This window comes from Pseudomonas sp. FP1740, assembly GCF_030687165.1.
Lineage (GTDB): Bacteria > Pseudomonadota > Gammaproteobacteria > Pseudomonadales > Pseudomonadaceae > Aquipseudomonas.
Genome location: NZ_CP117461.1, coordinates 280183 through 292516, shown reverse-complemented (window position 1 = coordinate 292516; position 12334 = coordinate 280183). Strand labels below are relative to the sequence as shown.

The window sequence follows — 12334 nt, the reverse complement described above, 5'->3', positions numbered from 1 at the left end:
TGTGGCGAGGGAGCAAGCTCCCTCGCCACAGGTTTTGTGTTATTCAGGAATCCGCAACACCTGCCCCGGATAGATCTTGTCCGGGTGCGAAAGCATTGGTTTGTTGGCTTCAAAGATTTTGTTGTACTTGTTCGCGTCGCCGTACGCCGCCTTGGAAATCGCGCTGAGGGTGTCGCCCTTTTTAACAGTGACGAACTGCGCTGCCTTGGCAACCGGCCCCGTTACAGTGATCTGGTCATCAACGCTGCCAACACCGGCAATATTGCCCACGGCCAGCAGAATCTTTTCCTTCTCTTCCTGGCTCGCCACGTCACCGGTGACGATGACTTTATCGCCCTCGATGGTCGCCTGAACATTTGGATTACCCAGGCCGACCTTGCTGATGTGTTCCTTCAACTGCTCGCTGGCGTTGGCATTGCCAGGTGTCAGCAGATCAATAATTTTTTCACCTGCTTCTTTCACAAAGCTAAAAATACTCATGGTGCACGCTCCTTGGGATTTGGGTTCCAGACGCCCAAGACTAGACCAGCCTTGCGAAGACCGGTTCCCAGCCGACCAATGACCCCAACCCCGCGCAGGCGGTAGAATCGCAAACCTTGCCAGCGCCCTGGAGCGAAGATGGACATCAAGCAGCTTAAATTCCTCATCGCTCTCGACGAAACCCGACACTTCGGCCAGGCCGCCGCGCGCTGTCACATCACTCAGCCGACCTTGTCCATGCGCCTGCGCAGCCTTGAGGAAGAACTCGAGCTGCCGCTGGTCAATCGCGGCCAACGCTTCGAAGGTTTCACTGCGCCGGGTGAGCGCGTGCTGGCATGGGCGCGTACGGTGCTGGCGGCCTACGACGGTTTGCAGGCCGAAGCGGCGGCCTGTCGCGGCAACCTCGTGGGTACGTTGCGTCTGGGGGTGGTGCCGCTGTCGAGTTTCGACCCGGTGCCGCTGATGCAACGCCTGCACGCCGCACACCCGAACCTGCGGTTCGAACTCTCGGCCCTGAGTTCCGAACAGATCCTTGAACAACTGGCGAATAACCGTCTCGACCTCGGCGTATCGTACCTGGAGCATCTGGACGGCGAGCGCTTCGACTCCCTGGCGTTCAGCGAAACCCGCATGGGCCTGCTCTACGATCAACGCTTCTTCAGTTTCGGCGAGGCGCCGCTGAGCTGGGAGTCGCTGATCGAACTGCCCATGGGCATGCTCACCAGCGGCATGCATTTTCGCCAGTCCATCGACCATAACTTCCACAGCCGTGGCCTGACCCCACAGCCGTTGCTGCAAACCGATGCAGTCCACCAATTGTTACAAGCGGTACACGGTGGCCTGTGCTGCGCGGTGATGCCGCTGAACAGCGGCCTCGAAAACCTCACCGATCACTTGCGCCTGCAACCCATCGAAAGCGCCCAGACCCTCGCCCGGCTGGGGCTGATCATGCGTCGCAGCGCCCCGCGCTCGGCCTTGGCAGAAGCCTGTTTTGCGATCTATCAGAAATCACTGACAGACACTTGATCGACGCCATCTATCGGTAGATCAGTAATAGCGATTAGACGTGACATGTTGACGCGCCTAGGCTTAAAGCTGACCAACCCGTCGGTGATGCCTAATGAACGCCAAGCGCCCCGGCTGCGCGGCGCCTGCTCTCGAAACGCCCGCGCCCGCCGCAAGCCAGACATACAGTTACTGCAACCTTGAATACTCCGAATCATCCAGCACCGCGCTGGCTGAGGAAGTCGCGTTGGCGATCGCCTACAACGGCATCAGCCAGGCCGTCATGTTGGTGACGCCGACGGACCTTGAAGACTTCATCGTCGGCTTCAGCCTCGGCAGTGGCATCATCGAAGACGCTTCAGACATCTATGACCTGCAACTCAGCGGCTCGGGTTCGGCGCAATACGCGCAAGTGACCATCGCCAACCGCGCCTTCTGGAACCTCAAGCAGCAGCGCCGGCAACTGGCCGGCACCAGTGGTTGCGGGCTCTGTGGCGTGGAAGCGGTGGAACAAGCGCTGCCCGATCTCAAGGTGCTGCCCGGCGCCCCGCTGCCCCCGGCCGAATGGCTGGACGGCCTGCGCCATCGCATCGGCGAATTCCAGCCTTTGGGCCAGCATTGCGGCGCGGTGCATGCGGCGGTGTTCATGAATGGCAAAGGCGAATTGCTGCTGGGCCGTGAAGACATCGGCCGACACAACGCTCTCGACAAGCTGATTGGCGGGTTGATCCGCCAGAAAATCCCGACCACCGATGGTCTGGCGATTGTCACCAGCCGTTGCAGCCTCGAATTGATCCAGAAAGTTTTACGCGCCGGCATCCAGACCCTGGTCAGCCTGTCATCGCCCACGGGCCTGGCCGTGCAATGGGCCCGTCGACACAACCTCAATCTCATCCACCTACCTCAGAAAAGTGCACCAAGGGTCTACAGCCCTGCGTTGGAGAATCAAGCGTGAGTCAACACCAACAAGCCGACCAGAAACCTGTTCCACGTTACAAGCCCTATAAGGGTGCGGCCGGTGGCTGGGGCGCGCTGGCCAGCGTCGCCCGGGCCTGGCTGACCAGCGACAACGCGTTGAAAAATCTGCGCATGATGCTCAAGACCAACAAGAACGGCGGGTTCGACTGCCCCGGTTGCGCCTGGGGCGATTCCCAGGAAGGCGGCATGGTGATGTTCTGCGAGAACGGCGCCAAAGCAGTGAACTGGGAAGCGACCAAACGGCGTGTCGATGGCGCGTTTTTCGCCAAGCACAGCGTTAGCTCGTTGCTGGAACAAAGTGATTATTGGCTCGAGTACCAGGGCCGTCTGACCGAGCCGCTGAGCTACGACGCCGAAACCGATCGTTACAAACCGATCAGCTGGGAAGCCGCATTCGCCCTGATCGGCAAACACCTGCAAGGGCTGTCGAGCCCGAATCAGGCCGAGTTCTACACCTCGGGCCGTGCCAGCAACGAAGCGGCGTTCCTCTATCAATTGTTCGTGCGCGCCTATGGCACCAACAATTTCCCCGACTGCTCGAACATGTGCCACGAAGCCAGCGGTGTGGCATTGGCCCAAAGCGTCGGAGTCGGCAAAGGCACGGTGACCTTCGACGATTTCGAACATGCAGATGCAATTTTTGTCTGGGGCCAAAACCCTGGCACCAACCACCCGCGGATGCTCGAGCCACTGCGCGAAGCGGTGAAACGCGGTGCGCAGGTGGTGTGCATCAACCCGCTGAAAGAGCGCGGCCTGGAACGCTTCCAGCACCCGCAACACCCGATCGAAATGCTCACCAACGGCGACAAACCGACCAACACCGCGTACTTCCGTCCGGCATTGGGCGGCGACATGGCGATCATGCGCGGCATGGCCAAGTTCCTGCTGCAATGGGAGCGCGATGCGCAGAAGGCGGGTGAGCCTGCGGTGTTCGACCACGACTTCCTCAATGAACACAGCGTCAATGTTCTGGAATACCTCGGCATCGTCGACGACACCCCGTGGGAGCAGATCGTCGAGCAATCCGGCCTGCCCCTGGTGGAAATCGAGCAAGCGGCGCGCATGTACGCCAAAGGCAAGAACGTGATCATGTGCTGGGCGATGGGCATCACCCAGCATCGCCATTCGGTGGCGACCATCCAGGAAATCGCCAACCTGATGCTGCTGCGCGGCAACATCGGCCGGCCGGGGGCCGGTCTGTGCCCGGTGCGCGGCCACAGTAACGTGCAGGGCGACCGGACAATGGGCATCAACGAACGTCCGCCGGCGGCGCTCCTCGACTCTCTGGAGCGGCGCTTCCAGTTCAAGGTCCCGCGCGAAAACGGCCACAACGTGGTCGAGGCGATTCACGCCATGGCCGAAGGCCGTTCGAAAGTTTTCATCGGCCTGGGCGGCAACTTCGCCCAAGCCACCCCGGACAGCCCACGGACCTTCCAGGCCCTGAGCAACTGCGACCTGACCGTGCAGATCAGCACCAAGCTCAACCGCAGCCATTTGATCCACGGTAAAGACGCGCTGATCCTGCCGTGCCTGGGCCGCACCGATATCGATATCCAGACCGAAGGCGCCCAAGCGGTGACCGTGGAAGACTCCTTCAGCATGGTCCACGCCTCCAACGGTCAGTTGCAACCGTTGTCGAACCTGATGCGCTCGGAGCCTGCAATCATCGCTGGTATCGCCGCCGCGACCCTGGGCAGCAAACCGGTGGACTGGAACTGGCTGGTGGCTGATTACAGCCGCATCCGCGACCTGATCGCCGACACCATCCCGGGCTTTCGGGACTTCAACGAGAAAGTCCAGAACCCCGGCGGTTTCTACCTGGGCAGCAGTGCCGGCGCACGTCGCTGGAATACCCCATCAGGTCGGGCCAATTTCCGTCCGAACATCCTGCCCAAAGACCTGGTGCACGAACGCACCCGCGCCACCGGCGTACTGCCGGACCTGATCATGCAGTCGATGCGCTCCCACGATCAGTACAACACCACCATTTATGGTCTTGATGATCGTTATCGCGGGGTGAAAGGTCAGCGGGATGTGTTGTTCGTCAATGAAGCCGACATCATTCGCCTGGGCTTCAAACCGGGGCAAAAGGCTGACATCGTATCGATCTGGGATGATGGCCGTGAGCGGCGGGTCAAGGGTTTTACCCTGCTGGCGTTTGATATTCCTGCCGGGCAAGCGGCCGCGTACTATCCGGAAGTGAACCCGCTGGTGCCGTTGGAAAGCACTGGGGATGGCAGCCATACGCCGACGTCGAAGTTTGTGGCGATCCGGCTGGAGGCGGCGAGTGAAACCGGGTTGATCATGGCCAAGTCAGCTTGACGCAGCGATGGCGGTAGCCCACTCAACAAATTTTTCCGATCCGTACTTTCCAATCGCCCACAAAAAAGGCCGTTTTCATATGAAAACGGCCTTTGAGAAGTAGCTAAAGACTGGCGAAAAACACTTAAGTTCCGCCCAAAAAACAGCAACTTATAGAAATGTGCTCAAGTCGTGTTATTCGTCGGATTTCTATTGTCACAACCATGACACAGCCTCAGGATCGCGCCGTCATCCCCTTGAGGTTCCTCTATGAAGTTCTCCTCGATTCTCTTGTTGTCCCTTGGCCTGGTCAGTGGCTTCGCGTCTGCTGGCGGCACCACCGAAGCAGGTGTGGGCGGCGCATTGGGCGGGGTTCTTGGCTCGGTCGTCGGTCAATCACTAGGCGGCAGTACAGGTTCAACCATTGGCGCGGCCCTGGGCGGCGCGGGTGGTAGCGCAGTTGGCGCAGACAGACGCAGCCGTGGCGAAGCCGCCATTGGCGGTGCGTTGGGCGCAGCTGGCGGTAACGTGGTCGGCCGCAGCATGGGCGGCACCACCGGTAGCCTGATCGGCTCCGCAGCAGGCGGCGGCCTCGGTGGCGCGCTGGGTAACCATATGGGCAACAGCAGCAATGACGACGATGATCGTCGTTCCTATCGTCGTGGTTATGACGATGATGATCGTCGCTACTACCGTGGTCACCCGGGTCGCGGCCATGCGTACGGGCATCGCAAGCATCACCATCGCTATCACGATGACGACTGAGGCTTGAATCGCCTCGTCGACCGTTAGATCCAAAAATCGCAGCCCTCGGGCTGCGATTTTTTTTGCCCTCAGATCGCCAGTCGCTCCAACGCCCCGCGCAACCCGGCAGGAATCGCCACCGGCTGATTCGACAGCCGATCGACGAATACATGCACGAAGCGCCCTGCCGCGCAGGCCTCATCTTCTCCAGCCTTGAACACCGCCAGCTCATACTGCACCGAACTGCTGCCCAACTTGCCGACCCGCAGGCCAATCTCGATCCGATCCGGGAAGGCGATAGACGCGAAGTAATCGCAGGCCGAACTCACCACAAAACCCACCACCTCACCGTCATGGATATCCAGGCCACCGACTTCGATCAGGTAGGTGTTCACCGCCGTATCGAAAAAACTGTAGTAGGTGACGTTATTGACATGACCGTAGGCGTCATTGTCATGCCAGCGGGTGGTGATGGGCTGGAAATGGGGGTAGTCGGTGCGATGGGGCATCGGGTTGGACATCAGCGTCGGTTCCTGGAGTTGGATGGCCAGTTTAAGGTGAAACTGCGAAGGCGCTGTCACAGGCACTACCTAAATCACATGTCGGTAAACCCTCTGCCCTGCGCCGCCAACTCCCCAATCAACCGTGCCGGGGCCCAGTGATCCCCCTGTTTGGTCTCAAGCTGCAACAACCGCAGATGAATATCGTCCAGCCCTTGCTGATCCGCCCAGGCCATCGGCCCGCCCTTGTCCGTCGGGAAACCATAACCGTTGAGGTACACCAGATCGATGTCGTGCGCCGACGCCGCAATGCCTTCCTGAAGGATCTTCGCCCCTTCATTGACCAGTGCCAGCAAGCTGCGCTCAAGAATCTCCTCTGACCCTATCTCACGCCGCTGAAACCCCAGCCCTTCGCTGATTTCCAGCACCAGCGCATCGACTTCCACATCATGCTCAGCCTGACGACTGCCCGGCTCGTAATGGTAATACCCGTCGCCGCTCTTCTGACCGAAACGCCCGAGCTCGCACAAACGATTGTCCACCTGAACCTCCGGCGCATCCTGGCCCTTGCCAGCCAGCTCCCGCGCGCGCCACTCCAGGTCAATGCCGACCACGTCATACATGCGGAACGGCCCCATGGCGAAACCAAAACCTTGCAGCGCCGCATCCACCTGATAAGGCAACGCCCCCTCCAGCAGCATCTTGCGCGCTTCGAGCACGTACGGATGCAGCATGCGGTTGCCGATGAAACCGTGACAGTTGCCCGAGACCACGCTGACCTTGCCCATGCGCTGGCCCAGTGCCAGGGCTGCATCAAGCACCGCCGGAGCGGTCTGGGCGCCGCGTACGATCTCCAGCAACTTCATGATGTGCGCCGGACTGAAGAAGTGCAGGCCCAGGACCTGCTGCGGGCGGCGAGTGGCGGCGGCTATGGCGTCGATATCCAGCGCCGAGGTATTGCTGGCCAGAATCGCTTCAGGTTTGAGCAGACCGTCGAGTTCGCGGAAGATCTTCTGCTTCAGCTCGAGGTTTTCGTAGACCGCTTCGATCACCAGATCAACATCGCGGATCGCTGCGTAATCGGCAGCCGCCGTCACCCGAGCAACGCACGCATCCGCCTCGGTCTGATCGATCCGCCCCTGACGCACGCTGTGGGCGTAAGTGTCAGCCACGCTGGTCAGCGCCTGCTCAAGCATCTGCGGATTGTTATCGACCCACTGCACCGGCACCCCGGCGTTGGCCAGGCACATAACAATGCCCCGGCCCATGGTGCCCGCGCCAATCACGGCGGCGCGCTGAATATCGAACGATGTCTGGCTCATGGTTGTTGTTCTCTTATTGGCGATCCAAAGACAGTCCTCACCATAGTCAGCCTATGGGTGTTTTTGAAGTTTATTCCCGTGATGGGTGACATTCAGCGGATGGATGCGTCCCGATCCCGCAGGTTAGAGGTTCGCCTCAGCCCACGTCCGGACCTCGGCGTACGGATAATCTTCCAGCGCCGCAAACCCAGGAATCGACCGAGCCTTGAGCTTGGTAAACAACGGAACGCTGATCCCGCACAAAAACCGCGTCACGCGCTCCGCCGATGGAGCACTCCCCGTGTGCTGCTGGTGCCTGTGGATAAAATCACCGCACAGCGCCTCGAAATTTTTATCCACAAGCGCCGGCAATTCCGGTGGTTCGGGTAATCGCGCTACGTGGCCGTGACACACCGAACAATGCCCGCATCGCCGTGGCGCGTTTTCGTCGCCGAAGTACTCGGCCAGGCGATAGCCCAGGCAGTGGTCGGTGGCGAACAGATCCAGCATGGCGTGAATCCGCGAAATCTCGGTGCGTTCGTGCTGGGTGAAGTAGGTGTGCAATTCGGCGCTCAAGGCCTGGGAATCGAAGTCGGCTTGCAGCAGGCTATAGACCTCCGTCATCTGCTTGCTTTCAAGCTCCACCCAGCCCTTTTCCTGGAAGTAATCCAGCGCCTTGACCACTCGACTGCGCTCGGCGGAATGCTGCTGATACAGTGCGTCGAAATTCACCGTGGCCCAGGTCCGTGCGCGACTGGAAGTCTGGATGATCGCCGAGACGAAGTCCCTGCGCTCACCCTCGAAACGGGCCAGCAACGCTTCCGGCTCCTGCAAATACTTGAAGCGGTATTCGGCGTAATAGGCATAGCGTGGAGCGATCAGCCCACGCAACTCCAGCTGTACCAGCAAGGTCTTGAGCGGCAACTGGCGGATGTTGCTCTGATCGGCCAAAGGCCCCAGCAGAAACTCCCACTGCCCCTCGGGCGCTGCGGCTTGCAACTCGTCGAGCACACAACGAATGCCGTCCCGCTCCGGTGTGTCGCCGTAGACGAAATTCTCCAGCACATTGAGGCTGTCGCGGTTGGCCAGCACCAGGCAATCGGACGGCTGCCCGTCACGCCCGGCGCGGCCGATTTCCTGGCTGTAGTTTTCGATGGATTTGGGCAGGTCGAAATGCACCACGTTGCGGATATCACTTTTGTCGATGCCCATGCCGAAGGCGATGGTGGCGACGATGCAATTGGACTGCCCGCCCATGAACCGGCGCTGAATCGCTTCCCGTTGCTCGTGGGGCAAACCGGCGTGATAGGCCTCGGCCTGTATACCGTTGCGCCCCAGGTGTTCGGCGATGTGCTCAGCGGTCTTCTGCAGGGTGACATACACGATGCTCGGCTGGCCGGGACGCTGGGTCATCCACTCGACCAGGCGGCGGCGCTTGTCCTGGCCGCGCACCGGTTCCACCAACAGATTGAGATTGGGCCGGTAGAAACCGGTGGTCACCACATCCTCAGGCGCAATGGCGAACCGGGCCTCCATGTCGGCAATCACCTTGGGTGTCGCGGTGGCCGTCAGCAGCAGCGCCTGAGGGATGTTGAACTGGCGCTGATAGTCCGGCAGCTTGAGGTAGTCGGGGCGGAAGTTGTGACCCCACTCGGAGATGCAGTGGGCCTCGTCCACCACCAACAGCGAGATCGGCACCTGCTGTAGAAAATGGCGAAAGCGCTCGTTCTTCAGGCGCTCCACGGAAATCATCAGAATCTTCAATTCACCGGACTTGGCCCGGGCCATCACATCGCTGGCGTCATCGCGACTCTGGGCCGAATCGATGCTGCCCGCCGCGATGCCGTGGCGTTGCAAGAACGCCAACTGATCCTGCATCAACGCCAGCAGAGGCGAGACCACCAGCGTCAGGTGCGGCAGCAGGATGGCCGGTAACTGATAGCACAGGGATTTGCCCGAGCCGGTAGGGAAAATCGCCGCCGCCGAACGTCCGGCCAGTACCGCGCTGACCGCTGCCTCCTGGCCGGGCCGAAACTGTGGATAACCGAAAACCTGTTCCAGGGTGTTGTGCATAAGCTGTCACTCCGTTGACCGCTGCGAAGCCCAAAGCCTAGCCGGCGAACGCAGCGAGTCGAGAAAAGGTCGGGGGCAAAAACGATACGGGATGATACAGCGTCGGCCCATCGATTCCTTCGCCACAGATTGAAACAAACGAGGCACTTTGCCCCCTGACGTCAGCCCCCTGTCAGCCGGTAAGGTTCGCCCCGAGAAAAACCATTATCCGCGAAGTTTTCAACAAGGCAGGACGCCTGCACGCGGATCCTCACAAAGGAACAATCATGCCTGACACTCTGTTTTTTCCAGTCGCCCTTTTCTTTGCATCCCTGCTGCTGAACGGGTGCATGAAGCTCCCTGACGACCCCCTCTACGCTGCGCCCACAACGCTGGACAGTGCCTCACAGACTTAGTCGTCGATCGACTGACCTCGGGTAGCTACGGCACCAATACCGCCACCCGCAACTGCTCATCCAGCGCCTGTTCATGAAATACCCGGCTCTTGCTCGCCCACGTCGCATAAGCCGGGCTTATTTCCCCCGTAAACGCCGCCGCCAGCTGACGCAAATCGGCGACCCTGCGCACACGAGGACAGAAGAGTTGGTCCTCGCAGTTCTGACTGGCACTGCGATAGGTGATCAGCAACCGATCCCACAACCCGTCACGCACTTGCCTGACCGACTTGAGCTTCACAGCCCGCACGCCCAGTCGCTGTTTCAGCCCCTGTTCATCCAACGCTTCGCTGGCCAGCAATGCCTTGCCCACCATTAACACCTCGGCGCGAGATGCGGTGTCGATGTCCGCTTGGGTGGTCAGCGCACCCGGCCAACCGGTTCGCTCCATGTTGGCCAGGACGAGCGAATGACCGACGTCAGCAGCACCCGCTATCCGACAAACACCGGCCCACAACAATAAAATCGAGGCCACACGCAGCCATTGCATACCTAATTCCCTTTAAGAGTCGACTCAGACGCTTCGAAACGTCCTACACATTCTGGCGCGCACCCTCCAGAGGCTGGATGCGTTAAGCCTGACAATCCCGTAGGAATATCGACCACCAAGGGAAAAGCTTAAAAAATAGTCGAGGGATGCGTAGGCAAAGGGCGATAACACCGCTAAATCCCCTACAAAACCTGTCCACTTGCACCACCTTGCGACGCCTCGCTGCGGCCCTCTATAGTTTTCGACGCGGCTGAAAACACTGTGTCGGCCCGCCGGCGAGACTGCCCGACTTCCCACAGGACTGACTTCGATGAACACGCGCCACTCGTTAACAGACCGCTATCGCCCGCTCAAAACCAGCTACAGCAATACCCCCGTGTTGGTCATCGACACCGAGGCCGATCCCCACGAAATCCTCGATGCCGCCCGACAACGCATCCGCGCCGCTGGCGACCTGCTCGAAACACTCTATTGCCTGTGCTTCAAACAGGCCGACGCGAAAGACATACCCAATATCGTCAACGCGTTGTACCTGCTGACCCAGGATGGCAACGAACTACTCGAAATCGCCCGGCAGTGCCTGCCGAAAACCACGGCAGTCTGATGGCTGAATCAAATTCAAACTTAAATGAAGATCCCTGTGGGAGCCGGGCTTGCCCGCGATGATCGATAACGCGGTGTACCTGACGAAAACAAAATGCCCGACACTCAACAACGACTCGACAAAGCGGCCTACGACGCATGGTTCAAAGCACAAGTACAAACCAGCCTCGACGCCCCTCGCCCCAGCATTTCAGATGAAGAAGTCAAACACCTGATGGCAATCAAACGAGACAAACTGCAAAAGAGATAAGTCCGTAGGCAACGCCCTATCAACGCTTCGTCCCGGTCCTACAACCGAAGACACCTTGTCGCCTATCGCTGCCCGGCGGCTCAAACCTATAGTCGTGACTGTCGCTGCCAAATCAGCGACTCGGGCTTGGTCACCCGAATGGCTCATATCTACGCGTCCGTTGTATGCTGCCGGCACTTCAAGTGCCTGCACGCTATATGGTGGCTGTGTTTGGGACGCCCTCGGGCGTGCCGGGATGTGAGCCTCATCGGTTGACCAACCCGAACACAGTCCGCCTCCCATCGCTTGGTCACGGTGACGGCGGTTCTTCCTGATGCATTTGAGGCTAAAACCAATGAAGACATGGAATCCGCTCTCCAGCGATCGTTACCTTTCACTCCAATCCAACCTCACCGACACCCCGCCCCTGATCATCGACACAGAGGCCAACCCGCAAGACATCCTCGAAGCCGCCCTCCAGCGCATCCGAGCCTCCAGTGATCTCCTCAAAACCCTGCACTGCGTTTGCTTCAAACACGCTGATGTCGAAGACATCCCCCACATCACTCACGCGCTCTTCTTGCTGACCCAGGATGGCTGCGACCTACTGAAAGTCGCCCAACAACGCATGATGGGCTGGAAAGCGCCAGCCTGACCACGCGCTAACAGGCAAGCCGCGCCCCTGTGGGAGCTGGCTTGCCTGGGTAGTAACCGGAGACATCCTTTACGTTTTAACCGCTGCCATCGGGCTTGCGCCCTTCCCCACGAATCCGACGCCCAATAAGATCCTCCAAAGCCCAACCGGATGCCCCGTAATGATCCTCGTCCCCAACTTCCCCTACGACCACGCCATGCACCTGCTCATGCAGTTGCTGCACGAAGAACTCGGCCTGCCCGAACGCAAAACCATCAGTCTCACCACCTCGATCAACTTTGACCTGGGTTGCGATGGCGCTGATGCGCGGCAGCTGATGGAAGCGCTGGAGGAACAGTTCGCCATCGATTTCGTCGACTACGACGCATATCGGTATTTTCAACCGGAAGGGTTTGATGTGTTTCTCAAGCGCCGGGCGAAGGGTCGTGGCGACAAAGTGCCGCTGACTATTGGGATGCTCTACAAAGCAGTCAAGAAACAACGGTGGGATACGCAGGAAGTGGAAGGGGTCGAGGGGATCTGATCAACAGAAGTGGAATTA

The 12334-nt window shown here is 59.6% G+C and carries 13 protein-coding genes; 8 read left to right on the top strand and 5 right to left on the bottom strand.

Annotation, left to right across the window (positions count from 1 at the left end; genetic code table 11):
- Positions 1–39 precede the first annotated feature (39 nt).
- On the bottom strand, positions 40–480 hold the full coding sequence (gene lysM, locus PSH69_RS01260) for a peptidoglycan-binding protein LysM (RefSeq protein WP_305410797.1): 441 nt from the start codon (positions 478–480) through the stop codon (positions 40–42).
- A gap of 138 nt (positions 481–618) precedes the next feature.
- Here lysM and PSH69_RS01255 point away from each other — a divergent pair, with 138 nt between their 5' ends.
- From PSH69_RS01255 to PSH69_RS01240, 4 genes are all read left to right on the top strand, one after another.
- Positions 619–1506 (top strand): LysR family transcriptional regulator, encoded by an 888-nt coding sequence (locus PSH69_RS01255; protein ID WP_086944154.1) that lies wholly within the window; start codon positions 619–621, stop codon positions 1504–1506.
- A gap of 94 nt (positions 1507–1600) precedes the next feature.
- The gene (fdhD, locus tag PSH69_RS01250; protein ID WP_064615849.1) at positions 1601–2440 is read left to right on the top strand and encodes a formate dehydrogenase accessory sulfurtransferase FdhD; all 840 of its coding nucleotides are present in this window, start codon (positions 1601–1603) and stop codon (positions 2438–2440) included.
- Entirely contained in the window at positions 2437–4785 is a 2349-nt protein-coding gene (locus PSH69_RS01245) for an FdhF/YdeP family oxidoreductase (RefSeq protein WP_138866631.1), read from the top strand. The genes fdhD and PSH69_RS01245 overlap by 4 nt, the downstream gene beginning before the upstream one ends.
- A gap of 249 nt (positions 4786–5034) precedes the next feature.
- On the top strand, positions 5035–5529 hold the full coding sequence (locus PSH69_RS01240) for a glycine zipper domain-containing protein (RefSeq protein ID WP_018929304.1): 495 nt from the start codon (positions 5035–5037) through the stop codon (positions 5527–5529).
- A 68-nt stretch (positions 5530–5597) separates the two neighbouring features.
- Here PSH69_RS01240 and PSH69_RS01235 read toward each other — a convergent pair whose 3' ends face one another.
- From PSH69_RS01235 to PSH69_RS01220, 4 genes are all read right to left on the bottom strand, one after another.
- Positions 5598–6029 (bottom strand): thioesterase family protein, encoded by a 432-nt coding sequence (locus tag PSH69_RS01235; RefSeq protein ID WP_018929305.1) that lies wholly within the window; start codon positions 6027–6029, stop codon positions 5598–5600.
- A gap of 74 nt (positions 6030–6103) precedes the next feature.
- Entirely contained in the window at positions 6104–7330 is a 1227-nt protein-coding gene (locus tag PSH69_RS01230) for a 3-hydroxyacyl-CoA dehydrogenase (RefSeq protein ID WP_305410796.1), read from the bottom strand.
- 123 nt (positions 7331–7453) lie between these two features.
- On the bottom strand, positions 7454–9382 hold the full coding sequence (locus PSH69_RS01225) for an ATP-dependent DNA helicase RecQ (RefSeq protein WP_305410795.1): 1929 nt from the start codon (positions 9380–9382) through the stop codon (positions 7454–7456).
- A gap of 420 nt (positions 9383–9802) precedes the next feature.
- Positions 9803–10306, bottom strand: coding sequence for a polysaccharide deacetylase (locus tag PSH69_RS01220; RefSeq protein ID WP_305410794.1), 504 nt, complete (start codon positions 10304–10306; stop codon positions 9803–9805).
- Between the two features lie 310 nt (positions 10307–10616).
- Here PSH69_RS01220 and PSH69_RS01215 point away from each other — a divergent pair, with 310 nt between their 5' ends.
- From PSH69_RS01215 to PSH69_RS01200, 4 genes are all read left to right on the top strand, one after another.
- Positions 10617–10910, top strand: coding sequence for a hypothetical protein (locus PSH69_RS01215; protein WP_305410793.1), 294 nt, complete (start codon positions 10617–10619; stop codon positions 10908–10910).
- 93 nt (positions 10911–11003) lie between these two features.
- Entirely contained in the window at positions 11004–11159 is a 156-nt protein-coding gene (locus tag PSH69_RS01210) for a hypothetical protein (RefSeq protein WP_168206150.1), read from the top strand.
- Positions 11160–11493: 334 nt separating this feature from the next.
- A complete protein-coding gene (locus tag PSH69_RS01205) occupies positions 11494–11793 on the top strand; it encodes a hypothetical protein (protein ID WP_111453971.1) in 300 nt (99 codons plus the stop codon).
- Positions 11794–11953: 160 nt separating this feature from the next.
- Complete coding sequence (locus tag PSH69_RS01200) at positions 11954–12316, top strand: DUF1493 family protein (RefSeq protein WP_305410792.1); 363 nt, start codon at positions 11954–11956, stop codon at positions 12314–12316.
- Positions 12317–12334: the final 18 nt, after the last annotated feature.

Bases quoted from the DNA above. Each gene is read 5' to 3' on its own strand.
- PSH69_RS01220 (WP_305410794.1), bottom strand. From the start codon at position 10,306: ATGCAATGGCTGCGTGTGGCCTCGATTTTATTGTTGTGGGCCGGTGTT.
- PSH69_RS01205 (WP_111453971.1), top strand. From the start codon at position 11,494: ATGAAGACATGGAATCCGCTCTCCAGCGATCGTTACCTTTCACTCCAA.
- PSH69_RS01230 (WP_305410796.1), bottom strand. From the start codon at position 7,330: ATGAGCCAGACATCGTTCGATATTCAGCGCGCCGCCGTGATTGGCGCG.
- PSH69_RS01225 (WP_305410795.1), bottom strand. From the start codon at position 9,382: ATGCACAACACCCTGGAACAGGTTTTCGGTTATCCACAGTTTCGGCCC.
- PSH69_RS01240 (WP_018929304.1), top strand. From the start codon at position 5,035: ATGAAGTTCTCCTCGATTCTCTTGTTGTCCCTTGGCCTGGTCAGTGGC.
- PSH69_RS01215 (WP_305410793.1), top strand. From the start codon at position 10,617: ATGAACACGCGCCACTCGTTAACAGACCGCTATCGCCCGCTCAAAACC.
- PSH69_RS01200 (WP_305410792.1), top strand. From the start codon at position 11,954: ATGATCCTCGTCCCCAACTTCCCCTACGACCACGCCATGCACCTGCTC.
- fdhD (WP_064615849.1), top strand. From the start codon at position 1,601: ATGAACGCCAAGCGCCCCGGCTGCGCGGCGCCTGCTCTCGAAACGCCC.
- PSH69_RS01235 (WP_018929305.1), bottom strand. From the start codon at position 6,029: ATGTCCAACCCGATGCCCCATCGCACCGACTACCCCCATTTCCAGCCC.
- PSH69_RS01210 (WP_168206150.1), top strand. From the start codon at position 11,004: ATGCCCGACACTCAACAACGACTCGACAAAGCGGCCTACGACGCATGG.
- lysM (WP_305410797.1), bottom strand. From the start codon at position 480: ATGAGTATTTTTAGCTTTGTGAAAGAAGCAGGTGAAAAAATTATTGAT.
- PSH69_RS01255 (WP_086944154.1), top strand. From the start codon at position 619: ATGGACATCAAGCAGCTTAAATTCCTCATCGCTCTCGACGAAACCCGA.